General features: G+C 62.6%; 19 protein-coding genes. 10 read left to right on the top strand and 9 right to left on the bottom strand.

Features of this window, described 5'->3' with window-relative positions; all coding sequences use genetic code 11:
• Positions 1-14: 14 nt before the first annotated feature.
• Complete coding sequence (locus D9N14_RS12555; protein ID WP_317622618.1) at positions 15-413, bottom strand: MmcQ/YjbR family DNA-binding protein; 399 nt, start codon at positions 411-413, stop codon at positions 15-17.
• A gap of 129 nt (positions 414-542) precedes the next feature.
• On the opposite strand from D9N14_RS12555, the gene D9N14_RS12550 reads away from it, so the two are divergent.
• A complete protein-coding gene (locus tag D9N14_RS12550; RefSeq protein WP_290580148.1) occupies positions 543-1,388 on the top strand; it encodes an LEA type 2 family protein in 846 nt (281 codons plus the stop codon).
• Positions 1,389-1,391: 3 nt separating this feature from the next.
• Here D9N14_RS12550 and D9N14_RS12545 read toward each other — a convergent pair whose 3' ends face one another.
• Together D9N14_RS12545 and D9N14_RS12540 are read right to left on the bottom strand one after the other, a co-directional pair.
• A complete protein-coding gene (locus D9N14_RS12545; RefSeq protein WP_290580146.1) occupies positions 1,392-2,018 on the bottom strand; it encodes a 2OG-Fe(II) oxygenase in 627 nt (208 codons plus the stop codon).
• Positions 2,019-2,128: 110 nt separating this feature from the next.
• Positions 2,129-3,541 carry a glycoside hydrolase family 5 protein gene (locus tag D9N14_RS12540; protein WP_290580144.1) on the bottom strand — a complete coding sequence of 471 codons (1,413 nt, stop codon included), beginning with the start codon at positions 3,539-3,541 and terminating at the stop codon, positions 2,129-2,131.
• 180 nt (positions 3,542-3,721) lie between these two features.
• On the opposite strand from D9N14_RS12540, the gene D9N14_RS12535 reads away from it, so the two are divergent.
• Positions 3,722-4,213: a DUF1456 family protein gene (locus tag D9N14_RS12535; protein WP_290580142.1), complete on the top strand. Its 492-nt coding sequence runs from the start codon at positions 3,722-3,724 to the stop codon at positions 4,211-4,213.
• Here the strand turns inward: D9N14_RS12535 and D9N14_RS12530 are convergent.
• The gene (locus D9N14_RS12530) at positions 4,210-5,037 is read right to left on the bottom strand and encodes a helix-turn-helix domain-containing protein (RefSeq protein WP_290580140.1); all 828 of its coding nucleotides are present in this window, start codon (positions 5,035-5,037) and stop codon (positions 4,210-4,212) included. The two genes, D9N14_RS12535 and D9N14_RS12530, sit on opposite strands and share 4 nt — an antisense overlap.
• 193 nt (positions 5,038-5,230) lie before the next feature.
• Here D9N14_RS12530 and D9N14_RS12525 point away from each other — a divergent pair, with 193 nt between their 5' ends.
• The gene (locus D9N14_RS12525) at positions 5,231-5,830 is read left to right on the top strand and encodes a hypothetical protein (protein WP_290580138.1); all 600 of its coding nucleotides are present in this window, start codon (positions 5,231-5,233) and stop codon (positions 5,828-5,830) included.
• Positions 5,831-5,889: 59 nt separating this feature from the next.
• Positions 5,890-9,390: a PAS domain-containing hybrid sensor histidine kinase/response regulator gene (locus D9N14_RS12520; RefSeq protein WP_290580136.1), complete on the top strand. Its 3,501-nt coding sequence runs from the start codon at positions 5,890-5,892 to the stop codon at positions 9,388-9,390.
• A 4-nt stretch (positions 9,391-9,394) separates the two neighbouring features.
• Here D9N14_RS12520 and D9N14_RS12515 read toward each other — a convergent pair whose 3' ends face one another.
• A complete protein-coding gene (locus D9N14_RS12515) occupies positions 9,395-10,570 on the bottom strand; it encodes an MFS transporter (protein ID WP_290580134.1) in 1,176 nt (391 codons plus the stop codon).
• A 237-nt stretch (positions 10,571-10,807) separates the two neighbouring features.
• Here D9N14_RS12515 and D9N14_RS12510 point away from each other — a divergent pair, with 237 nt between their 5' ends.
• The 6 genes from D9N14_RS12510 (at position 10,808) to D9N14_RS12485 (ending at position 20,317) form a co-directional block, all read left to right on the top strand.
• Entirely contained in the window at positions 10,808-12,016 is a 1,209-nt protein-coding gene (locus tag D9N14_RS12510; RefSeq protein WP_290580132.1) for an isochorismate synthase, read from the top strand.
• Positions 12,016-13,656, top strand: a complete 1,641-nt coding sequence (locus D9N14_RS12505; RefSeq protein ID WP_290580523.1) for a (2,3-dihydroxybenzoyl)adenylate synthase — start codon at positions 12,016-12,018, stop codon at positions 13,654-13,656. Before D9N14_RS12510 ends, D9N14_RS12505 begins: the two co-directional genes overlap by 1 nt.
• Positions 13,657-13,718: 62 nt before the next feature.
• Complete coding sequence (locus D9N14_RS12500; RefSeq protein ID WP_290580130.1) at positions 13,719-14,594, top strand: isochorismatase family protein; 876 nt, start codon at positions 13,719-13,721, stop codon at positions 14,592-14,594.
• Positions 14,595-14,596: 2 nt separating this feature from the next.
• Positions 14,597-18,709 (top strand): amino acid adenylation domain-containing protein, encoded by a 4,113-nt coding sequence (locus D9N14_RS12495; RefSeq protein WP_290580128.1) that lies wholly within the window; start codon positions 14,597-14,599, stop codon positions 18,707-18,709.
• Entirely contained in the window at positions 18,706-19,536 is an 831-nt protein-coding gene (locus D9N14_RS12490; RefSeq protein ID WP_290580126.1) for a siderophore-interacting protein, read from the top strand. The genes D9N14_RS12495 and D9N14_RS12490 overlap by 4 nt, the downstream gene beginning before the upstream one ends.
• A complete protein-coding gene (locus D9N14_RS12485; RefSeq protein WP_290580124.1) occupies positions 19,526-20,317 on the top strand; it encodes a 2,3-dihydro-2,3-dihydroxybenzoate dehydrogenase in 792 nt (263 codons plus the stop codon). The genes D9N14_RS12490 and D9N14_RS12485 overlap by 11 nt, the downstream gene beginning before the upstream one ends.
• Here the strand turns inward: D9N14_RS12485 and D9N14_RS12480 are convergent.
• From D9N14_RS12480 to D9N14_RS12465, 4 genes are all read right to left on the bottom strand, one after another.
• On the bottom strand, positions 20,301-21,089 hold the full coding sequence (locus tag D9N14_RS12480) for an ABC transporter ATP-binding protein (RefSeq protein ID WP_290580122.1): 789 nt from the start codon (positions 21,087-21,089) through the stop codon (positions 20,301-20,303). The genes D9N14_RS12485 and D9N14_RS12480 overlap by 17 nt on opposite strands.
• Entirely contained in the window at positions 21,086-22,114 is a 1,029-nt protein-coding gene (locus tag D9N14_RS12475) for a FecCD family ABC transporter permease (RefSeq protein WP_290580120.1), read from the bottom strand. The genes D9N14_RS12480 and D9N14_RS12475 overlap by 4 nt, the downstream gene beginning before the upstream one ends.
• On the bottom strand, positions 22,114-23,247 hold the full coding sequence (locus tag D9N14_RS12470; RefSeq protein WP_290580118.1) for an ABC transporter substrate-binding protein: 1,134 nt from the start codon (positions 23,245-23,247) through the stop codon (positions 22,114-22,116). Before D9N14_RS12470 ends, D9N14_RS12475 begins: the two co-directional genes overlap by 1 nt.
• A 68-nt stretch (positions 23,248-23,315) precedes the next feature.
• A complete protein-coding gene (locus D9N14_RS12465) occupies positions 23,316-25,412 on the bottom strand; it encodes a TonB-dependent receptor domain-containing protein (protein ID WP_290580116.1) in 2,097 nt (698 codons plus the stop codon).
• Positions 25,413-25,473 lie beyond the last annotated feature (61 nt).

The raw sequence follows: 25,473 nt of genomic DNA, 5'->3' as shown, positions 1-25,473 counted from the left end.
TGCAAGTATAGAAGCTAATTCCCGGAGTTGCCGTCTTTTGCATCGGCGCTGCTGCGCAGCTCCAAGCCCCGCCGCTCCGCTTTGCGCAACCCCTTCACCACCAGGCGATAGGAGTTATCGACCATGCGCTCAATTTCTCCCGCAGGCAGGCTGCCATCCAGGCGCACCGTATTCCAGTGGGTTTTGTTCATGTGGTAACCCGGTAGCACGGCCGCAAAAACATGGCGCAGCTCAAGCGCTTCCTGTGGATCACACTTCAGGTTCACCCGCCATTCCCCCTGTTGCCGGAACACCAGGGCGAACATCTTGCCCAGGATTTTGTAGACCGCCGCGTCCGGCCCAAAGGGAAAATCCTCCACCGCTTCCGGCTTGCTCAGCAAATACTGTTTCAGGGTCTGTTCCGTCATCATCATTGCATGCCTTTTTCTGAATCAAGACTGTGCCTTACGGCGCATCGAATTTGCTACAATCCCCCGGCGATGTTACCTGAATCACCAAGATGACTTAATGGCCATGTTCTTTATATAACAGGAGAAGGCTCCATGATCATTTACTCCCGCCGCGGCTGCGGTTTTTTGTGGGTTTTGCTGTCACTGCTGGCCGGCTGCAGCCAGATGAACCTGAACAGCGTGGTGAAAGAACCCAGCGTGCAGGTGCAGAACATTACCGTGCGGGAGGTGAATCTGGATTCCGTGGGGCTGGACCTGGTGATGCAGGTCACCAATCCCAATGCCTATACCCTGGCCCTGGCGGGCTACGATTATCGCATCCGCTTCAATGATCACCAATTGGTGGAGGGCAGCACCGATGAAGGCTTCCGGGTGGCGGCCAATGCCTCCAACCAGATTCGGGTGCCGTTCAAGGTGGGGTTCAAGGATGTGATGAAGCTGCTGGATTCCATGGGGGATTCCAACACCCTGCATTATGAAGTGGACGCCGACATGCGCCTGGATGCGCCGGTACTGAACCTGTTCAACATCAAGAGCCACAAAAAAGGCGACATCACCATTCCCCAGTTACCCCAGGTATCCTTTGGCGACCTCAAGGTGAAAAGTTTCAATTTTACCGAGGCGAGCTTTGAACTGGCCATGCAGATCACCAACCCCAATCAGTTCGGACTGGACCTGAAAGACCTGGACTACCAGTTCAGCGTGGGCGGTGAAAAATGGTTTGACGGCCGCATTGACCAGACCGTGAAAATCGGCGAGAAGCAAACCACCACCGTGAAGATCCCGGTCAGTGTCAGCCTGCTGAAGCTGGGCAGCGGCGCCTTCAGTGCCATTCAGAAGGGCAATTTCACGGATTACTCACTGGACGCCAACTTCACCCTGGACAGCACCTATCCGGCCCTGAAAAACCTGCAGATTCCCCTGCACTACAAGCCCTAGCCTTTACCGCACCCGGAACCAGCCGGCAATGCTGTAGCGGCTGGTGCGGGCGGGCAACACCTGATGGGGAAACTCCTCACTCAGGAACAGCACGCTGACCCCGCCCTTGGGCTGCACCCGGGTCAGCTCGGCGCCCTGCCCATCGTACAGCACCAATTGGCCGCCCCACTCCGGGCGCCAATGGGGATTCAGGTAGGTAACGCAGGTCACCATGCGGTTGCGCTGGCCTTTGAGGGCATCCACATGGGTGCGATAAAAATCCCCGGAATCAAAGCGGGCAAAGTGGGCCTCGTATTCCTGCAAGCCCAAAAACAGGCGCCGATTCATTAGCATTCGCAACGACTCCATGCGCTCAATGTAGCGGGCCTGGGCCGGGCTCTCCCCCTGCAACCAGCCGGTTTTGTCGCGGCGCACGTCGTCCTGGGCGCGCTGCTGGTGATGACGCCCCACTTTGGCGGCCATCAGATCGTCACGACCCAGGACCTCCTCATACAACTCGGTGATCAGCAGCGGGTCCAGCAACTGATCCGTCACACACCAGCCTTCTGCCGCCAGGGCATCCGCCACCACCAGATCAAGCGCACCCCAGGCACCTTCAACCGGGGCAAACTCAAACTCCGAACTGTCCATCCAACTTCCCATCCACTGCGACGACTGCGAGGCGCACGTTATGGGGGAAAGCCGTGCCCGGTGAAAGCGATGTTTTTTATTCGTGACGCACAGAATTTTTGTTGCCGGGCTCAGCGTGCGCCCCGTGTCAGCACCACCTCCACGGCGCCGGGGGCAGTATGCCAGCACTGCAAAATCAGCCCACGCTGCCGGCATGGGCCCGGCGCCTGCCAGGTCAGGCCCTCCTGCCACCAGTCCTCGGGCACAAACAGCTCGGTGCTGCCCTGCCTGGGGTCGTGCTGCCAGCGATAGTGCAACTGCTGCTCACTGACCGCCAAGTGCAGGGGCAGGCCCGCACTCGCCAGCGGATAGGGGCGCACCGCGTAGTTCTGCCGCAGGGCATTGCTGCCGGCGGTGATGCTCAGATCCTCCAGATTCCAGCCGTCCAGGGTCTGGTCGTTCCAGTTCGGGGTGTAGTTCCAATGGGCACTGGAGGCAAAGCGGCTGTCCAGCCAATCGTAGAGCTGGCGGATGTAGGCTGCACCGCCACGGGTGGCCGCCGGCGCCCCGAATTCCCCCAGCAACAGCGGCACATCCCACTCCTCGGCCTGGCGGGCCATGACGTTCAGCGCCGGGGCGGAGGAGTTGCCCAACCACCACTTGAAGGTGATCATGATGGGATCGTAGAAATGGGGCGCATAGGCAAAGTTCTCCAGCTCAGGGCGGGGAATGCCGTTGCCCACCAGGCCGGAGGACAAAAACGCATGGGGGGGGATGAACAGCATGGCCTCCGGGTCCTGGCGCCGGATGGCGCGCCCGGCATCCTCGTACAGGCTCAGCAATTCCCGGTTGGTGCCCCAGGGTTCATTAAGAACATCGTAGCCGATCACGTTATCGTGGCTGGCCATACGGGCGGCCACCCGTTCCACCATGGCCAGAAACCGGCTGCGGGCCCCTTCGCTGTCCCGATGAAAGTGATACCAGGTGCGATGATGGGACAGGTCCAGCAGCATGCGGGTGCCCCAGGATTCGCACACCGCCTCGTGATTGCGGGGCGTTTGCAGGGCGATGGAGGAATGCACGGCCCAGGCGGGAAAGCCTTCACCACAGCCCCCATTGGAGAAGCGGGAAAACGCATCCTGGTGGAAATCCACGATCACATACAGGTCGCGTTCGGCCGCCCAGCGGGTCACCTGCTCGTAGTACTGCAGATAGGATTCGTCGTAATCGCAGGGGGCCGGTTCAAAGGCCTCCCAGGTGAACAGCAGGCGCAGGGTGTTGAAGCCCCAGCGCGGCAAAGGGTCCAGCTGCTGGGCGGCGGTCACCCCGTAAAACGGCGGCACCTTGGCATCCCCGCTGACGTTGATACCCCGCAGTAACCGCACGCGCCCCTGCGGGTCCACAAAGTGACGCCCCTGCACCTGAACCGGGGGCGTCCGTACCGCCGCCGAGGGTGCCGGGGGCGCACAATCGGCGCTGAAACCCGGTCCGGAGCAGACCATCAACCACAGGCCAAAGAGCCCGGCATAGCATTCACGAATCATACCCAACCTCTTGTTTCTTATTGATATTGGTCATCAGAGGTTTGGACTGCATTGCCTGCACATCCAGTGGCGCCGGCACCAAACTGTACCATAGTGCCAGAAAAGCCAATCCACATCACGTCATTTACATTGCCCCGGCAGACTTGTAACCTCGCCCACCAGATTCACAGGAAGCCCCATATGAACCACAACGAACTGATGCGAAACCTGCGTAGGGCACTGGCGGTGAACGAACACGGCCTGGCGGAGATCTATGCCCTGTCCGGTGACCGCATGGATGCGGAAGGGTTGAAGAACCGCCTCAAGCAGTCCAACGAATCAGGCTATGTGGAATGCGAGGAGATCACCGCCGCGCGCCTGCTGGAGGCCCTGATCATTCACCTGCGGGGCGCCAAAGAGGGCGCGCCAACGCCCCAACCCCAGTTGCCCCTGAGCAACAACCACGTTCTGAAAAAACTGAGGATCGCCTACGATCTGAAGGATGAGGACATGCACCGCCTGTTCGCGGCGGAAGGCACGGAGCTGGGGAAACAGCAACTGAAATCCCTGTTCCGCAAGGAAGACAACAAAAACTATCTGCCCTGTTCCGATAAGCTGCTGCGGATCTTTCTGAAGAGCCTGGTCAACGAGGCCCGGGCGCAGCAGACAGGCTCAGAACACAACCGAACTTAATCAAAACAGCGCACCCGGCGGAATTTGCGCGGGTTGCTGCGCTCCGACAGGCTGATGCCGAACAGGTCGGAATAGACCCGGTAAAAGTGCGACACATCATGAAAGCCCAGGGCATGGGAGGCGGCGGTAATGGTGTAACCCTGCTGGGTGATCAGGTTCAAGGCCCGCCACAGCGCCGTTTGCCGGGCGTATTGGGAAACCGTACAACCGGTCGTTTCCTTGAACAGGTGGCGAAAGCGATCCGCCGACAAATTCACCGCCTGGGACAACACGCCGAGGGAAATATCCCCCAGGGGCATCTCATCAATCATACGCAGGGCTTTAACGATGCGGGCATCGTATTCCAGCGGTGCCACCTCCACCCCGGTCACCCGCATCACCGCCTCATGCTGCAGCTCCCCCAACTGGCGACACTGCAGTGAGCCGTCCTGACCGGCCTGCAGGCGGGGCACCAAATGCTCAAACGGGTCCATGGCCAGGGTCACGCAGGGGCGTCCGGCCAGGTATTCATACAACGCCTGGTATTCCGCCGTGGCCGGGGAGAAATCCAGCAACGCCACATCCGCCGCGATGCCCTCAATTTCACACAGGCTGATGTCATCCCCCAGCAGCAGCACACGCCCTTCCAGGGTCTGACCCTCGCCAAAGCCCACCTTCACCGGGCCACGGCAACCGATCAGCAAGCGGATGCATTTACGTTTGTGGGTTTTGTCGCCGGGGCCGATGCACAGGGTCGGCGCCAACAGAAGAATGCTGCGGGCCCGGTAGTAAACCACGCCTTCAAACCCGGACAGGATCTGTTGTTTGATGCTCTGAATGGTCATAACTTCGTTATTGATTTTTTTATTATGAAATCAGTGTCTAATTGGGTAGCCTAGCGAACCACGATACTAAAAACGGCGGCTAATGCGAATGACTTAGGGGTCAGAACCTGTCACTAAACCCGCAAAACAGCCGAACCATCCAACAATTTGGCCTGATCAGCCTACTTTAAAGACCTATTTGATGGACCTATTTATGCGACTTCAGTACTCCATTCTTCCGATTTTGTTCTGCCTGCTTGCCGCCTGTTCCACCACCCAAATGACCGACACCTGGCAGGAACCGGAATTTCATCGCAGCGACATGAAAAACGTCCTGGTGGTGGCCGTGGCGTCCAACACCACCAACCGTTTTCTGTTCGAGACCGGCTTCATCAACGCCCTCGTTCAGCATGGCATCAACGCCACCGCCAGCTTCACCGTGCTGGGGGATGAGATGCCCACCAAGGAAGGGGTGCAGGCGCACCTGGATAAGACCCAGTACGACCACATCATCGTCACCGCCCTGGGAGGCGTGGACATCGAAACCGACTATGTGCCGGAACGGGTGCGCAGCTATTACACCGGCCCCTATTACCCCCACTGGGGTGGATACTGGGGCGGCGGCAACACCGTCACCATGACCCGGGAAGCCTACACCGACACCCAGACCAATGTGCTGCTCACCACCTCCATCTACACCCTGCCCACCGGCACCCTGTCGTGGGTGGGTCGCAGCAAGACCTTTGAAGTGGGATCGGTATCGGACGTGGCCGACAGCCTGGCCAAGCAGATGATCCGCAACATCAAACACTAAAGTCGCATGGTCGACGGCGGCGGCTTTTGATATATCTTTAAGATAAAAAAGGCGCCGCTATGTTTTCCGTCTGGACCCTGGCCGGTTTCGCACTGGCTTACACCTGTCTGCTTTTTCTGATCGCCTGGTACGGTGACCGCCGTACTGCGCGCTCCGAACAGGCCCTGAACAGCCCCTGGCTGTACAGCCTCACCCTGGCGGTGTACTGCACCTCGTGGACCTTTTTCGGCGCCGTGGGGCAGGCCGCCAACTACGGCTGGGATTTTCTGCCCATTTACCTGGGGCCCATCATCGTCTTTATCCTGGGCACCCCCATGCTGTTCAAGATCCTGGCCATCGGCAAGCAGCAGGGCATTACCTCCATTGCCGACTTTATTGCCTCCCGTTACGGCAAATCCCAGCCTTTGGCAGTGCTGATCACCCTGGTGGCCATTGCCGGCACCATTCCCTACATCACCCTGCAACTGAAAGCGGTGACCATGGCCTTCGACAGCCTGACCCCCAGCATGGAAGGCCACTGGCCCATTAACAGTGCCCTGGCGGTGGCGCTGCTGATGGCCATGTTTGCGGTGTTGTTCGGCACCCGGCATATCGACGCCAGTGAGCACCAGAACGGGTTGATGCTGGCCATCGGCTTTGAGAGCCTGGTAAAGCTGTTCGCCTTTGTGGTGGTGGGCGTGTTTGTGGTGTGGCAGGTGTTCGGCGGTGTGGGTGGGCTGTTGAGCCAGGTGGAGCACAACCCGCTGCTGCAGGAGCGGTTTTCCAGTGATTTCTTTGACCAGGGCTTCTTTACCCAGACCCTGCTGGCCATGGCCGCCATCGTCTGCCTGCCGCGCCAGTTCCACACCACGGTGGTGGAAAACCGTCGCAGCACCGACCTGAGCAAAGCGCGCTGGCTGTTCCCCGGTTACCTGCTGTTGTTCACCCTGTTCGTGGTGCCCATCGCCATGGCCGGTCTGGTGTACCTGCCGGAACAGGCGGACACCGCCGACCGCTACATCCTCACCCTGCCCATGCATTTTGACCAGCCGGGGTTGGCCCTGCTGAGCTTTCTCGGCGGAGTGTCCGCCGCCACCGGCATGGTGATTGTGTCCAGCGTAGCCTTAAGCATCATGGTGTGTAATGAGCTGGTGATTCCGGTGTACCTGAACCGGGCGCGCCGGGCCGGTGAGTTGCCGCGCCAGATCACGCCGCTGGTGCGCAAGATTCGCCGCATTTCCATTTTTGTGATCCTGCTGCTGGCCTATCTGCTCAACGACCTGTTTGCGCGCTTCGACGCCCTGGCCAGCATCGGCCTGCTGTCGTTTGCTGCCGTGGCCCAGTTCGCCCCGGCCCTGGTGGGTGGCCTGTACTGGAAGCAGGGCCACAAAACCGGCGCGGCCCTAGGCATCGTCTCCGGCTTCAGTGTCTGGTGCTATTGCCTGTTGCTGCCGGTGCTGCTGCCAGCGGAGACGGCACAGCATCTGCAGCAACAGGGGTTGCTGGGCTTTGGTTTGCTGCGACCCTATGCGCTGTTCGGCCTGGAGGGTCTGGACCCGCTCAGCCACGGCGTGTTCTGGAGCCTGGCGGTGAACATCTTCTGCTACGTGTACTTTTCCAAAACCGCCAAACAGGAGACCATCGATCGCAACCAGGCCATCCTGTTTGTGGATGTGCCCACCCATTACGAGAGCCTGCTGGGCCGCTATCACGCCGGTCACATCCGGGTGCAGGATCTGCAGGACATCGCTGCCCGCTGCCTGGGCAAATACCCCAGTGAAATGGCGTTTGCCCAGTACGCCGCGGTCAATCAGGTGGAACTGGCACCGCAACTGCCCGCCACCGTGGACCTGTTCCGCTTTACCGAGAAAATGCTGGCCCGGGTGATGGGGGCCAGCTCGGCGCGGGTGCTGCTGGGGTCCATGCTCAGCCGCCATACGGAGGACTCCTCGGAAGCGGTGGCCATGATCGATGAGGCCGCCGAGCTGATCCAGTTCAACCACCAGCTGCTGCAGACCACCATCGAAACCATTTCCCACGGCATCTGTGTGGTGGACAAAAACCTCAATATCGTGGCCTGGAACCGCACCTACATTAACCTGTTCGAATATCCGGACGGGCTGATCCAGCTGGGCCGCCCCATCGCCGACGTCTATCGTTTCAACGCCCACCGTCACTTTTATCCGGAGGAGGATGAGGAAACCCAGGTTCAGCGCCGGGTGAATCTGCTGAAGCAGGGTGGCCCCCATCGTTTTGAACGGGAGTTGCCCAACGGCATCATCATCGAGGTGCGGGGCAATCCCATGCCTGACGGTGGCTTTGTCACCACTTTCCTCGACATTACCGAAAGCAAAATGGACGAGCGCGCCCTGCGGCAAATGAACGAAAGCCTGGAAATGATGGTGCAGGACCGCACACGCAAACTGTCCCAGCTGAACGAGGCATTGCACAAGGCCAACGAAGGCAAGACCCGCTTCCTGGCCGCCGCCGGGCATGACCTGATGCAACCGCTGAATGCCGCGCACCTGTTCACGTCGTCCCTGCAACAACGGCTGCAACTGAAGAACCGCAACCAGCAGTGGCGGGAAGAACTGGAGATCCTGCAGAACATCGACAACTCCCTGCACGTGGCGGAGCACCTCATCAACACCCTGCTGGACATCAGCCGCCTGGACACCGGCACCATCAAACCCAACGTCAAAGACTTCAGCCTGCACACCCTGCTGGCCAGCCTGGCCCACGAGTTCGACGCCATCGCCGGGGAACAGGGGCTGAACTTTCGCTGGGTGGATTGCCGGTGCTGGATTCGCAGTGACGACAAGCTGCTGCGCCGGGTGTTGCAGAACCTGCTGCTAAACGCCGTGCGGTATACGCCCCAGGGCCGCATTCTGTTGGGTTGCCGGCGTCATCCGGGCCAGGTGGAAATCCAGATCTGGGACACCGGGGTGGGCATTCCCCAGGATCAGATCCAGGACATCTTCAAGGAGTTCCACCGCCTCCGGCACAGCAACCACGACCAGATGCTGAACGCCAAAGGCCTGGGTTTGGGGCTGGCCATTGCCCAGCGCATCAGTGACCTGCTGCAGCACCCCATCCGGGTACGCTCCGAAGTGGGTAAAGGCACCCTGTTTTCTGTGCAGGTGCCGGTGACTCAGGCCCTGACGGCCGCAGCACCCGCCAGCCATCCGCCGGCCGCCACCACGCTGCCCCAGCTGCACAATTTGACCCTGCTGTGTGTGGACAACGAGCCCATGATCCTCACCGGCATCGAATCCCTGCTGCAACACTGGCAGTGCAGTATCCATACCGCCAGCTCCCTGGCCACCGCGGTCACCACCGCCCGGCAGCTGACGTCGGCTCCGGACGCCCTGCTGGTGGATTACCAACTGGATGACGAGACCGGTTTCGAGGTGATTGAAGCCCTGGACGAGTGCTGGGAGGATGTGGTGCCGGTGATCCTGATGACGGCAGATCATTCCGAGCAAGTGCAGCAACGGGCCTGGGAACGGGGCTACTACTTTCTACAGAAACCCATCACCCCGGAAGCCTTGCAGGCGGCCCTGGAAGCGGTGCTGGCCTGAAGACCTAATGACCCCGGGCCACCTCGCCCTGCCAGCGCACCACCGCCAGACTGGTGGCCGCCAGCAACAGCAGCGCCAACGCCCCCAGCCAATGGGTATTGAGCAGCTCGCCGGCAGCGCCGGTCATCAGAATCACGCTGGCGCAGACCGCCGCCAGGGTCACCGACAGATCCTGCACGATGCCTTCCAGGGCCAGATAGCCGGCCCGCTCACGGGGCTCCGGAGCCTGGCTGGTGAGGGCAGCAATGCTCACATTACGGCCCGCATTGCCGGCCATGAACAGAATGAACGGCACCACCAACAGCCCCCACTCCAACCCCAGAAACGGGGTCAAGCCCAGGCCGGTTCCGGCACTGGCAATCAGCACCGAGCGCGCCGGGCCAGCACGGTCGGTAATGTGCCCCAGCACCTGCATCAACACCATGGCACTGATGCCCCCGGCCAGGTAGAGCAGGCCCAGGTACTCCCGAGGGAAACCCAGATTCAGCAGGAAAAACGCCGAGAAGTGCGGCACCACCAGGAACGCGGTGAACTGACTGCCGGCCTGGATCAGGCAGGCCTTGGCAATGGCCGGTTGACGCAGTAGCGAGAACGGGGACACCCGGTCGGCCGCCGCGTCCGGCACCGAAGTGGCGGGCAACCAACGCCAGGCCGCCAACCACACCAGCGCCCCCAGGGCCGCCACCACCAGAAACGGCGTGGTCCAGCCGCCCCAACGGGACAATTCCAACGCCGCCGGAATACCGGCAATGGCCGCCAGGGAGAAGGCAATCATGACCCGGCCGATGGCCCGCCCCCGGCTCTGGGGAGGAATGGCGTCAATCAGGATCGCCATGCCCAGGGCCACCGCCGGGCTGCCCGCCAGTCCGGTGAGCGCGCGCACCGTCATCAGGCCACTCAGGCTGTTCACCAGGGGGGTGAGCACCGTGAACAGCACCAGGGCACCGAAACACAACAGGAAGGCAGGCTTGCGGGAAAACCGGTCCAGCCAGCGCACTGCGAGCAGCCCGGCCAGCATGGAGGCCACGGTATAGGAGGCCGACAACCACCCCAGCCGTTCCGCACTGAACGACAATGCCCCGGCCACATCCGGGCCCAGGGGCATCAACATCATAAAATCCAGAATGAAGACAAACTTGACCGCGCCGATCAGCGCGATGATACGGTTTTGTGAAGACATGGCGAATATCCGGGACACTGTCGCACGCCAGCGGCAACCCCCATTCGAGTGCCCCGTGCGTTCGAAAAACTAAGCTCAAAAATACAGGCTTTTCTGGAACTGCAGCGCTTCCGCCACACCCTAATTTAATTCAAATAGTATTGCGAACCATTATCATTTAGATTATTGTACACACCAAGTCAGCCCCTGACAATCTTTTGCCAGCCTGAAATGCCAGTCATCGACGAGGGACCCCACATGACCAGTCATTTGCCGTCTCACCTGTATTTTGCCGCCACACTCTATGATCACCTGTTGCGCTACCACCGTGGTGACTTTGTGTTCTCTTCCCCCCGCCAGTCGATTATGGCCAGCGGCATTGCCCTGGAAGACTGGGCCGGGGGCCATGCTGAGATTCTGGAGCGGGCTGACCAGTTGCTGGCCCGGGCCCGGGAACAGGGCTGGCGCCGGGCCCTGCTGATGAGCGCCATCGGCTTTGATGTGAGCGCCCCCAGCCGGCTGGTGATTCCGCGCTACGTGGAAGCCATGCCCCAGCTGGATCACAGTGCCATCCCCTCGGCGCCGGTGAGCAGCGTACGCCGCGACCAGCCGGCACAGCTCACTGCCATGACCCCCACGCCCCAGGCCTACCAGGATCTGGTCAGCAAAGCGGTGCGCAGCATCCGGGAGGGGGAATTCGAAAAAGTGGTTCTGTCCCGCTCCCTCAGCGTGCAGGCCCGCATCGACCTGGCGGCCCTGCTGGCCACCCTGGCCCAGCGCAACCCGGCCGGTTATACCTTTGCCTTTGACCGCCAGCACCAGGGGCAACAGCGCACCCTGGTGGGCGCCAGTCCCGAACTGCTGCTGTCCAAGTGCGGCCCGCACATTCTATCCAATCCCCTGGCCGGTTCCCTGCCCCGTAGCCACAGCGTGGCAGAAAACCAGCGCCGGGCCAACGAGCTGATGCATTCCGAGAAAGACCGCTACGAGCACGCCCTGGTGGTGGACGCCGTGGCCACCGCCCTGGCGCCGTTCTGCAAACAGTTGTCGGTGCCACCGGAACCCTCGGTACTGGAAACCCCCACCATGCTGCACCTGTCCACCGCCATCAGTGGTGAACTGCATGGGGCGGACACCTCGTCCCTGGCCCTCGCCCTGGCCCTGCACCCCACACCCGCCGTGTGCGGCCATCCACGCCAGCCGGCCCATCACTTCATCCAGCAACAGGAAGGCTTTGACCGCAGCCTGTTCACCGGCCTGGTGGGCTGGTGTGGCCAGGACGGTAACGGCGAATGGGCGGTCACCATCCGCTGTGCCGATGTGGGGGACGACGACGCCACCCTGTACGCCGGGGCGGGCATCGTGGAAGGCTCCCAACCGGATAAGGAACTCACGGAAACCAGCGCCAAGATGGGCACCATGCTGGCGGCCATGGGCCTGGAATCGTTGATGGAGGCCAGCCTGTGATGCGCTCCACTCACGCCCAGGGCTGGGTGCCCTGGCCCGACGATCTGGCTCAACAATACCGCCGCGCCGGTTATTGGCGTGGCGAAACCCTGGAACAGATGCTGGCGGCATCCGCGCGCAAGCATCCGGACCGTATCGCCCTGGTGTGCGGGCAGCGGCGCCTGACCTATCTGCAACTGCACCAGCAGGTGTTGACGGCCGCCGCCGGCCTGCAGCAACGGGGTATTGGCCACCAGGACCGGGTGGTGTTGCAACTGCCCAACATCGCCGAGTTTTTCATTGCCAGCTTTGCCCTGTTTCGATTGGGGGCGATCCCGGTGTTTGCACTGCCAGCCCACCGCGCCACGGAACTGACCCATTTCTGCCAGCTCACCGACGCCATCGCCTGCATCATCGTGGATCGCGACAACGGCTTCGATTACCGGGCCATGGTGCGAAACCTGCTGCCCCAGGCGCCGGCGCTGCAGGATGTCATCGTGGTGGGTGAGGCGGAGGAGTTCACGTCCTGGGACGGGATCATCAACGCCGATACCGGGTCCACTGAGCTGCCCCCCTCACCGGAAGCCGGCGAAGTGGCCTTTCTGCAATTGTCCGGCGGCAGCACCGGGCTGCCCAAGCTGATCCCCCGCACCCACGACGACTACCTGTACAGCGTGCGCACCAGTGCGGAGATCTGCGAACTGGCCCCGGCTTCGGTGTACCTGTGCGCCCTGCCGGTGGCCCACAATTTTCCCCTCAGTTCCCCCGGCACGCTGGGCACGTTCTATGCCGGCGGCTGTGTGGTGCTGGCCCGACGTCCGGCACCGGACGACTGTTTTCCCCTCATCGAGCGGGAAGGCGTGACCCTCACCGCCCTGGTGCCGCCCCTGGCCATGCTGTGGCTGGATGCCGCCCGCAAACGGCGGGAGGATCTGTCCAGCCTGCAATTGCTGCAGGTGGGGGGCGCCCGCTTCAGCGCCGAGGCTGCCGCCCGGGTCAAACCCATTCTGCGCTGCCGCCTGCAGCAGGTGTTCGGCATGGCGGAAGGCCTGGTGAACTACACCCGGCCGGAGGATGACGACAACCTGCTGCACCACACCCAGGGCCGCCCCATGTCGGAGGCCGACGAAATCCGCGTGGTGGATGATGAAGACCGGCCGGTGCGCTGTGGTGAACCCGGCCACCTGCTGACCCGGGGGCCCTACACCATTCGCGGCTATTACCGGGCCCGGGAGCACAACCTGCGGGCATTCACCGCCGATGGTTTCTACCGCACCGGCGACATCGTGCGCCAACTGCCCAGCGGCCACCTGATGGTGGAAGGCCGGGCCAAGGACCAGATCAACCGCGGCGGTGACAAGATCGCGGCGGAAGAGGTGGAAAACTATCTGCTGGCCCACCCGGCGGTGCACGACGCCGCCCTGGTGGCCATGCCCGATGCCTACCTGGGGGAGAAAGCCTGCGCCTTCATCATCAGCCGCGACCCCAGCCTGCGGCCCATTGAGCTGCTGCGTTTTCTGCAACGGCGCGGGGTGGCCCAGTACAAGATTCCCGATCGCATCGAACTGATTGATGCCTTTCCCAAGACCAGTGTGGGCAAGGTGAACAAGCGGGCCCTGCGCGAACGCATCACAGAAAAACTGGCTACGGCGCTGTCCTGATCTTTGCGTTGTGTTGGCCTGGTGTATTGCCTGAGCTTTTATGATTTCTGCCGGAGATTGTCATGAGTATTCCAAAAATTGCCGCCTATGACCTGCCTGAACTGGAGGGGATCACCCCCAACCGGGTGGACTGGCAACCGGATCCCGCCCGCGCGGTGCTGCTGATCCACGACATGCAGGATTACTTCCTGGATTTCTATGATCAGAACGCCGCGCCGATTCCCCAGATGCTGGATAACCTGATCACCCTGCGCCACTTCTGCGCCAGCGCCGGCGTGCCAGTGGTGTACACCGCCCAGCCGCCGCAGCAGACGGCAGAGCAACGGGGCCTGCTGCAGGACTGGTGGGGCCCCGGGCTCACCGCCAAGCCGGAGCAGGCCGGCATCGTGGCAGCCCTGGCGCCGGAGCAACAGGACATCGTGCTCACCAAATGGCGCTACAGCGCGTTCCAGCAATCCCCCCTGCGGCAGATCATGCAGGAGCAGCAGCGGGATCAACTGATCATCGGCGGCATTTACGCCCACATCGGTTGCATGACCACTGCCGTGGACGCCTTCATGCAGGACATCCAGCCGTTTTTCGTGGCCGATGCGCTGGCGGATTTTTCCCAGGCCGAGCATCAGATGGCGCTGAATTGGGTGGCGCAACGCTGCGGTGTGGTGCTGGACACCAATCAGGTGATCCGCCAGATCAGCCCACCGTTGCCGATACCGGAAAGTGAACAGGCCCTGCTGGACTCCATCAGCCAACTGCTGGGCCTGGCACCGGGTGACCTGCAGGCGGATGATGACCTGCTGCTGATGGGGCTGGACTCCATCCGCCTGATGAACCTGGTGGCCGGTTGGCGCTACCTGGGGCTACCCCTGGAATTCAACGACCTGGCGGAACGCCCCACCCTGGCGGAATGGTGGGATCTGCTGCAGACCCTGCGGGGATAATCATGTTGCGCTCGACACTACGGTCACCGCCTCTGCCGATCACCCCCGCCCAGATGGGCATCTGGCTAGGCCAACAACTGGACCCGGAAAACCCCGCCTATTGGACCGCCGAATATCTGGAACTGCTGGGCTCTCAGTTACGGGGCTCTCAGTTACAGGACTCCCAGTTACAGGACACTGAGCTGGATTGCGAACGGCTGCAGCAGGCGGTGCGGGCGGCGGTGCTGGAATGCGAAGCCTTGCACATGCGTTTCGTGGAGCGGGACGGCACGGTCTGGCAGCAGCCCGGCCCCGTGCCGGAAGCCTGCTGTACGCTGCGCGCATTCGATTCCGTAGACCCGTCCCAACGGCGGGCGGCAGCGGAGGCCTGGATGCAGGCCCAATTGCGTATCCCGGTGGATCTGGAACAGGGCCCGCTCTGGCACTGTCACCTGCTGCAGTTATCCCCCGGGCACCACCTGTTGCTGTTGCAGGCCCATCATATTCTGCTGGACGGCTTCGGCTTCGCCCTGCTGCTACGCCGCATCGCCGCGCTCTACAACGCTGCCGGTGACACTGCGCGTCCAGCTGCTTCCGAACTCCCCTTGGCGCCCCTGCAGCCGGTGCTGGATGCCGAATGCGCCTACCCCGACAGCCCGGATTACCACCGGGACCAGGCCTTCTGGCGGGATCGGCTGCAGGCCCAGCCGGCACCAGCCCGCCTGACCCCCATGCAGCCGGTGAGCCGGGAGGTATTACGGCATCGCCTGACCCTGCCCGCGGCCCGTCTGCAGCGCTGGCAGCAATCCGCCCAGCGCCTGCAGGCCGACTGGTTCTGCTGGCTGGCGGCCGGGGTGGCCCTGTGGTTGTACGATCAGACCGGACGCAACCAGCTCACCCTGGGGGTCCCGGTCATGAACCGGCTGGGGTCTCCTGCCCTCAAAGTACCCTGCATGCACATGAACATCGTGCCGCTGCCAATCACCGTGGACCTTCACAGCAACCTGCGCCAGCTGGTGCAACAGATCCAGCGCGACTGGCAAGCCTGTCGCCCCCACTTGCGCTATCGCTATGAGTCCATGAAGCAGGATCTGGCCCTGGGCAGCGGCCGCCGTCTGTTCGGTCCGGTGCTGAACCTGATGCCCTTCGACCGCCCCCTGCCGTTCGGTGCGGTACAGGCCAGCTCCCACCCACTGTCCGCCGGACCGGTGGAAGACCTGGCGCTGAATATCCTGCCGCAACGGGAGCAGTGTGTGATCAGCATCGAGGCCAACGCCGACGCCTATACCCTGGCGCAACTGGAACAGCACGGCCAACAACTGCTGACACTGCTGGATGCCCTGGCAGCGCCAAACCACCAGCCCCTTTACCAACGCATCCATCAGCAGCATCGTGGCCACACTCTGTTGAATGGCCTTTTGCCTGCGGCAACTTCGGCGTTAAGCAACGATGCCAGCGGCCAAAGCATCACACAAGCCCTGTTGCAACACGCCCGCCAGCGCCCCCGGCACACCGCCATCATCAGCCCCAACGGCCAACGGCTGAGTTACGGTCAGCTGTTGCCGGAGGTGCAATCCCTGGCGGGTATTCTGGCGGAACAGGGTATAGAGCCCGGCGACCGCATTGCCCTGTTGCTGCCGCGCCGCAGCCAGACCCTGGTGGCCATGCTGGCCTGCCTGTGGGTGGGGGCAAGCTACATCCCCCTGGACCCCGCTGGACCGCGGCAGCGGGCACAACGGATTGTTGAGCACGCCGACCCACACCTGACCCTGGTCGATGCCAGCCTGCCGCAGGATTGGCGCCGAGAGCCCTGGCTGGAACCGCGCCGGCGCCTGGATCTGGATCAGGCCGGAAGCGAGGTGCCACAGCCACTGCCAATGCTCAACCCAGTGCCGGTAACCGCCGACCAGCCCGCGTATCTGCTCTACACCTCTGGCTCCACCGGCACCCCCAACGGGGTGGTGATCGGCCGTGGGGCCCTGGATCATTTCTGCGTGGCCGCCAGCCAGCGCTACGGCATCCACGCTGATGACACCCTCCTGCAATTCGCACCCCTGCATTTCGACGCCAGCGTGGAAGAAATTTTCCTGGCCCTCACCCAGGGGGCCACCCTGGTGTTGCGCGCGGACAACAGCCTGGACTCCATGGCAGCCTTTCTGGATCAGTGCGCTGCCCACGCCATCAGTGTGCTGGATCTGCCCACCGCCTTCTGGCACGAGCTGGTGTTTGCCATCGCCCACACCGGGCTTTCCCTGCCCCCCTGCGTGCGCATCGTCATCATCGGCGGCGAGGCGGCCTTGCCGGCCCAACTGGCCCTGTGGCAGCAACAGGTCTCGCCCCAGGTGCAGCTGATCAACACCTACGGCCCCACTGAAACCACGGTGGTGTGCACCAGTGCCCATCTCACAAGCGCCCATCGCGCGGGTTCCAGCATCAGCATCGGTACTCCCCTGCCCGGCCTGCAGACGGCCGTGGTGGACGCCGACGCACTGCCGGTATTGCCCGGGGATTCCGGCGAGCTCTGTGTGCTGGGCCCTACCCTGGCCAACGGCTACTGGCAGAATCCCGCCCTTACCGCCCAGCGTTTTATTCAGCTGGACTGGCTGCCGGAATGCCCCCGGGCCTATCGCACCGGCGACCGGGTGCTGCAGCAGGCGGATGGCACCCTGCTTTACCTGGGGCGCCAGGACGACGAACTGAAGATCAGCGGCCAGCGCATTTCCCCCACCGCCATTGAAAACGTCATCAGTGCCCACCCGCAGGTGCGGGAATGCGCGGTGTTGGCAGTGGAGACCCCGGCCCGGGTGATCCTGGTGGCGTTCCTGACCACCGTCAATGCTGATGCCAACGCCGGTGCCAATTCCAATGGCAATGCGCAACCCATTGCCGGATTCGAGGACTGGCTGCAGCCGCAACTGCTGGCTGCCGCCATGCCCACCCAGCTGCACTGGCGCAGGGAGCTGCCCCGCAACGCCAATAACAAGATCGACCGCCGCCGCCTGCGCCAGGCATGGCTGGACCAGAACCCGGTGCAGGAAGCGGTGTTGAATTCGATGGCAGGGCACCAGTTCAGCGCAATGGAGGCGGTCATAGCCGACGTATGGCAACGCATCCTGGGGATTGCCCCCCGTGACCGTAATGCGGAGTTCTTTGCCCTGGGGGGCAAATCCCTGCAGGCCATCCAGGTGGCCAACCGCCTCAGCCAGCGCCTGCAACAGCCGGTGGCCGCTGCCATTCTGTTCCGCCACCCACAACTGGGTGAACTGGCCCAGGCCCTGGGGCAACCGGCCGCATCCGTGGCAGGCACCACAGGCACAGCGCCGCCCTCACCGCCGACCGCGGAATACCCCGAGCTGGCCATGGAGCTGGAACTGCAACCCGGTTCCGGCACACCGATTTTCTGCATCCACCCGGCGGACGGCATGAGCTGGAGTTACGCCGGGCTGGCACGCCACCTGCCTGGGGTGCCGTTGATCGGTATTCAGTCCCCCGGCATGCTGCAGCAACAGCCCGCGACCTGGAACCACATGATCGACCAGTACCTGGCGCTGATCCGGTCCCGTTGGCAGGGGCCCTATCGCCTGCTGGGCTGGTCCATGGGGGGTGGCATCGCCCAGACCTTGGCGGCCCGGCTGCAACAACTGGGGGAAACGGTGGAGCACCTGTTTCTGCTGGATGCCTACCCCGCCGACCACTGGCGCAATGCGGAGCCGCCCCAACGCCGGGACGGCCTGCTGATGCTGCTGGACGACATCACCGACGCCAACGATGCCCAGGGTGAGCCCCGCTCCGAAACCGACCTGCTCAACGTACTGCAGGCGCCGGGCAGCCCCCTGGCTCAATACAACGCCGATCTGTTACTGCGCCTGGCAGATACCGCCGTACAGAATATGCTGCAATACCGCCAGGCGGAGCACCCCCTCTTCTGTGGCGATGTATTGCTGTTCCGCGCCAGCCAACGGCGGCCGGATGAGCCGGATTGGATCTTGTGGAATGCCTACATTCAGGGCAGGATCGAGCGGGTGAACCTGGATTGTAATCACTTTCAAATGCATCGGCAGGGCCCTTTGGCCACCGTAGGCCAGACCATCGCCCGCCGCCTGCAACTGCACAGCGAACCGGAACCTATAGCATGAGTAACACCACACCCCGCCGCACGCCACCGCGCCTGCTCAGGGTCAAACACACCCGCCTGCTGAGCCCCGGCCTCAAGCGCGTGACCCTGGCCGGGGACGCCCTGGCCGGGTTTCCATCCGACAGCGACGGTGCCCACATCAAACTGATGTTCCCCCAGCCACACCAGACCGATCCGGTGTTGCCCACCCTGGGCCCCAGCGGCCCCGTGTGGCCACCGGATCACGAACGCCCCATTGTGCGCACCTACAGTGTCAGCCGTTACCACGCGGACGCCGGTGAGCTGGAGGTGGATTTTGTGCTGCACGGAGATAACGGCCCCGGTTCCAGCTGGGCCCAGCGCGCCCAACCCGGTGACGCCATTGGTGTTGCCGGCCCCGGCGGCCCGGACCGGGTCAAACCCGCCGCCGACTGGTACCTGCTGGTGGCGGACCCCAGCGCCTACGCCGCCCTGGCCGCCGCCCTCAGCGCGCTGCCGGACAACGCCCGCGGCTATGCCCTGATGGAAGTGGCCAGCGCCGACGAGATTGTGCCCCTGCAGGCTCCACCTGGGGTGACGGTACACTGGTTGATGCGGGGCTCCAAGCTGCCCGGTGTCAGCACCTTGCTGCTGGACAAAGTGGTATCGCTGCCCTGGCTGCCGGGTACCCCGTCGGTGATGGTGGCCGGGGAAAACAGCCAGGTGGTGGCCATTCGCGACTACGTGTTGCAGGAAAAACAACTGCCCAAAAAAATGCTCTATGCCGTGCCCTACTGGAAAGACCAGCACGACGAGGAAAGCTATCACGCCGAACGCCACCGCATCATGGATGAACTGGATGAGCAGTAGCTCCGTGGAATCGAAAACTCAGGTGGTCATGATCAGTGGTGCCGCCCGCGGCATCGGCGCGGCGGTGGCCCGCACCTTCGCCGCCCTGGGACATCCCCTGGCCTTGCTGGACTGCCAGCCGGACGTCACCGAACTGGCCCGCGAACTGGCGGCCACTTATTCCGTGAAGACCCTCGGTTTGATATTGGACGTCAGCGACCGGAGCGCCGTGGAACAGGCCGTCACCCGGGTGGAAGATCAACTGGGAGAGCTGCATACCCTGGTGAACGTGGCCGGTATTCTGCGCCTGGTCCCCCTGCTGGAGATGGCCGCCGAGGACTGGGACCGCACCCTGGCGGTCAACAGCACCGGCGTGTTCAACCTCAGTACCAGCGTGGCGCGGCGCCTGGTGACCCGGCGCCGGGGCTGCATCATCACCGTCGGCTCCAACGCCGCCACCACGGCCCGGACCCAGATGGGTGCCTACGCCGCCTCCAAAGCCGCCAGCCACCAGTTCACCCGCTGCCTGGGCCTGGAGCTGGCACCCTACGGAATCCGCTGCAACATCGTCTCACCGGGTTCCACCGACACCGACATGCAACGGCAATTGTGGACCTCCGATGAAGTGCCCGCCGGGGTATTGCAGGGTTCCCCGGAGCAGTTTCGCCTGGGGATTCCCCTGCAGCGCATCGCGTCCCCCGAGGACATCGCCAACGCCGTGCGCTTTCTGGCCAGCGACGAGGCCCGCCATATCACCCTGCATGATCTAAGGGTGGACGGCGGTGCTACCCTGGATGCCTGATGGCATTCAGCACCTGCACCCGGGGATAGCCCATGGGGCCGATCTCCACCTGGGCTTCCACCTTGAACACCCGGGCGATGTTGGCGGGGTTCAGCACCTCGGCCACCGGCCCGGCGGCCACCACCCGGCCCTGTTCCAGCATCACCAGCTGGGTACAGTAACGGGCGGCCAGATCCAGATCGTGTAACGCGGCAATGGCAATGCCCTGCTGCGCCTGCACCCGCTCCTGCACCAGATCCAGAACCACCATGCGCCAGTGCAGATCCAGCGCCGAAGTGGGCTCATCCAGCAGCATCAGTTGCGGATCACGGATCAGCGCCAGCGCCAGGCCCACCAGTTGCCGCTTGCCCCCGGACAGGGAGTACAAAGGCGCCATGGCCCGTTCCGCCAGCCCCAGGCGCGCCAGCAGGGCTTCGATGCGCTGGGTGAGCGCCTGATCACTGAGGGTGACGCCCAACGCACGGGCCGCGCTCCACAACAGCTCAAAGGGGCGCAGAGCGGATTCCTGGGGCGGTGTCTGTGGCATGAAACCCACCCCGGCCAGCCAGTGGCGGGCGCGGTGGCGTTGCAGCTCCTGGCCGGCAAACCGGATTGTGCCACCGCGAAAATCCTGCTGGCCTGCCAGGGTGCGCATCAGGGTGGACTTGCCGGCGGCATTGGCACCCAATAAACCCAGCACATCCCCTGACTGCAATGGCGGCAGATCCACCCCGAACAACCGTTGGGTGCGGCCATAGAAGACGTTGATATTGTTGACTTCGAACACACTCATACCCGTCGCTTCTGCCCCACGATCAATGCCAGAAAAATCGGCACCCCCACCAGGGAGGTAATGATCCCCACCGGAATGATGACCCCCGGCAGCAGCGCCTTGGACAGGAACGACGCCAGGGACAAAATCAGGGCTCCACAGAGCGCTGCCCCCGGCACCAGGTAACGATGATCCTCCCCCAGCAATATACGGGCGATGTGGGGGCCAATCAGTCCCACAAAGCCGATGGCCCCCACAAAGCACACGGCAAAAGCACAGAGCACCGACACCCGCAGCAACACCCACAGGCGAATCCGATTCAGATCCAGCCCCAGGCTTTGGGCCTGGGCCTCACCGGCCCGCAGCAGGGTTAAGACCCAGACGTGACGCAGACTGAACGGCAACACCAGGGCAAAGCACAGGCTCACCGCGATCACTTCCGGCCAACCGGCCTTGGTCAGATCGCCGATAGTCCAGAACACAATCTGGTCCACCGCCTCGGTATCCCCCACGTATTGCAGGGCCGAGGTCAGGGCAGTACCCAGAAAAAACAGCGCCATGCCGAACAGCACCACGGATTCCCGAGCGCCCCCGGTGAGCCGCGAGAACAATAACACCAGGCCACCGCACAACAGGGCAAACAGCAGAGCCAGCAACGGCAGCATCAGGGTATGGCCGATTCCCGGCAGAGTGGGCATGAAGACGATGGCCAGACCGGCCCCGAAGGCGGCAAACGCCGACACCCCCAACGTGTAGGGACTGGCCAGGGGATTATTCAGTACGGTCTGGGTTTCCAGGCCCGACAGGCCCAGTGCCGCCCCCACCGCCAAGGCAATCAGGGCATCCGGCAGCCGCACGTCGAACAGAATAATGCGGTGCCGCAGATCCAGCTGCTCACTGTCCCACAGGGCTGCCAGGATCTGGCCTAACGACAGATCCGCCGGCCCCGCCTGCAGATCCAGCAACAACGACGCCAGCAACGCCAGCAGCAGCCCCCCCAGCATCACCAGCCGACGCCAGCCCAGTTGACGAAACGAGGCCTCCATCAGCGGGCTCCGGAGGCTGCAGGCACCGTGGACGTCGCCACCCCATCCCAGTGAAACGGGGTGAAGGTTTCAAAGATCAGACGCTGGGTCTGTTCCGGGTCCAGCGTTGGAAAGCGCTCCGGGTGAAGCCATTGGGCGAAGGCTTCCAACGCCACAATGTTGAGGGGTGAATTGTAGAAGTCATGCCAGATGGCGTGGGCGCGGCCGGTGCGTACCGCATCCAGGGCCTGGAACTCCGGGCTGGCAAGATAGGCCTGCAGGCTGGCCGTGGCGGTGGTCGCGGTCATGCCCGGGCCCAGAGCCACCCAGGATTTACCCGCCGCACGATCCGCTGCCGTGCCGGACGCGGTACCGATCCACACGTCCGGATTCTCCACCAGCAAAAACTCCAGGGTGTGCTTGGAGGTGGGGCCCGGTGCCACGGCGTCAGCGATATTCTGGCCGCCGGCGGCCTCCACAAAGGGCCCCAGCATGCCGTCCGCCATACCGATACAACAATCAAAGCGCCCCGCATGGGCCTGCAGGAACACGGTGGGGCGTGAATCCAGATCTTTGAGCCCGCTGGCAATCGCCTGCTGCCGCTGTTGGTAGAACGCGATGTATTGCTCCGCCTGCGCCTCCGCACCCAGGACCTGTCCCAGGATGCGCATGGACGGCACGGTGTTGTGCAGCGGATCGAGCCGGAAATCGATGAACACCGGGGTGATGCCGGCGCTTTCCAGTTGTTGCAGCAGTTCGGCGTTTTCCGTGCCCGGGCCATGGTCGTGCAGTCCGAAAATGGCCACCTCCGGCTTCAGGTCGATGAGTTTTTCCACCGACACACTGCTGCGGTCCTGATGACCGAAGAGGGCAATGTCGCGGGCTTCCGGAAAGCGGGTGAATAACTGCTGTTCCAGATCCGGATAGGTCCAGCTCACCGGCTGCATCATCCCCACCAGGCCGGCCACCGGCTGCTGCGGCCGCAGCAGGCTGAGCGCCAGCACATAACGCCCCTCGCTGATCACAAAACGCTGGGCCGGTTGCGGCAGCGAGACCGAGCGCCCTGCCAGATCGGTGATTTCCACCGGTGCCGCCACCGCCCACATCGGCGCCAGCCACAGCCAGGCCATCAAACTCCAGATAGTCGTACGCATGTTTGCCCCCTCTCACGCAAAACGGGCCCAGAAAACGGGCCCGTATGGGATAGCCAAAAATAAAGAACTCAGAACTGGTAGGCGATGGTGGCCTTCACGTTACGACCGGGCTCGTAATCCAGCAGGAACAGATCGCCGAACACGGGATGCCCGGTGACCCCGGTGCGGGAAGACTGGGACGCATAGTACTCGTCAAACAGGTTATCCACGCCCACGGTCAAGGCCAACCCATCCACCGCCGCCGGTGTCCAGCGGGCGGAGATATTGTGCACGGTGTAGCCCTCTTTGAAACGGTCGTTACCGGCGCCATCCAGGTCGATGTCGTCGTCCAGGTCATCCACCCACTGCACATCCCAATGCAGGCTCAGATCAATGGAGGCAACGAAGTAGTCGAACAGCAGGCTCACAGAATCGCCCTGCTCCCGGTCGATACGGGCGCCATCCAGATCCGCGTATTCGTCATCGGCATCCAGATCACTTTCAGCACTGGCGTAGCTCAGCAGCACACTCAGGCCACCCACTTCCAGGCCGGCGTAGGCTTCATAACCTTCGATCTCCATGGTGCCCACGTTATCCTTGCCTTCGAAGGTGGCGGTTTCCGCGTAGTCATAGATGTAATCGTCGATGGTGGTCTGGAACAGGGTAAAGCCGGCGTGGAAACGATCCAGGTTCAGGAGTCTGTCCTGGAACGCCAGGGAGAACTCATTGTTAGTGCCGGTTTCCGCTTTGATGCTTTGATTGGGTGTGTCCCCACTGCCCGCCCGAATATAAGCCTCACCCAGCTCCGGGCCCTTGAACAGTTGCGTGGTACTGACCCGGAACAACCAGCGATTGTCCAGTTCCAGTTCGGCGGCGAACGCCCCCAGCAGGTCATCATAGCTGTCGTCCACCACATGGGAGTCAATGTCGTAATAGGCATAACGGATGCCGGGGATCAACGCCACACCGCCACCCAGACTGATCCGGTCCTGCAGGAAAAGGGCACCGTCGGTGGCTTCTTCCCCTGCCTGCAGGGAACTGCCGGACACCAGTGTCTCTTCATAATCGGTCTTGTAGCGAATGGTGTCGATCCCGTACGTCAGCTCATGGTCCACGCCGGCAGTCAGGACCGTCTCCGCCAGAATATTCAGGCCGGTGTTTTCTGCCGTGGCCTCCTTGATCCCGGCGGCGGCCCGCAGGAACGGCTGCAGCGCCTGGCTCAAACCGGTCTCATCCCGCCAGAACTCACTGGTGTTCTGATAGAGCGCGGTTTTGACCCAGGTTTGATTGCCCAGCTCAACCTCGTGATTCAGGGTAAGGGTGTCCCGGGTGAACTCCGTGGGATAGGTGAGCGGCGTGTTGGTACCGTCGGCGATGGCGATGTCGGTAGCCAGACCCATGTCCGGGCGATAGCTGTAATCCCCTTCGTCGGAATAGGCTTCGTAGCTCAGGGACAGGCGCTGGGTGGCGGAGATGTCCCAGCCGAACTTCAACAGGGCATCGTCCAGATCCCCTTCCAGGCCGCGAACGGTGCCGTCGGTTCCGGGAATCTTGTTGCCATCGGCATCCTTGATCTCACCACCGCCCACTTCAAAGTTGTCGCGGTTGATCAGGTTGTAGTAGGCCAACACGTCGAACTGGTCATTCAACTGGGCGTACGCCGACAGCACCGTGCTCTGGGAGGCATTGTCGTTATAGGTGTACTGGCCGAAGGCACCCACCTGCTGGCCGGGCTTCAGCAGCTCCTTGGCTTCCTTGGTCTCGAAGCGCACGGTACCCCCCAGGCCACCGTTCACCACGGAGTTGTTACCCACCTCGATGTCCACCGATTTCAGGATATTGGCATTGATCTGCAGGTTGCCCATGTGGTGGTACATGTAGGTATTCTGGTTGGCGCCGTCGATATAGATCCGCAGGTCTTTATCGTCCATGCTGCGGATGGTGATGCGCTGGTTGAGGGAGTGACTGCCCCCCACATCCACCCCGGGAATCGGGCGCAGCAGATCACTGATGTGGTCCGCCTGCTTGATGGCTATGGCCTCTTCATCCATATCCACAGACGAAGCCCGCACCTCAGTGGCCCACACCGTCACCGGCTCCAGAGTGGGCGTTTCCGCTTCATCCGCAAACGCAATTGTTCCCATGGCCGCCGTGGCCACCCCCACATAAATCGTCAAATGTTTCATTACAACCTCTACGCTCTGGCTGACATCACAAAGTAAATAGCATCACTTACCAACTGTAAAT

The organism is Ketobacter sp., assembly GCF_003671495.1.
Classification (GTDB): domain Bacteria; phylum Pseudomonadota; class Gammaproteobacteria; order Pseudomonadales; family Ketobacteraceae; genus Ketobacter.
This window is presented reverse-complemented; position numbering and strand designations above follow the sequence as displayed.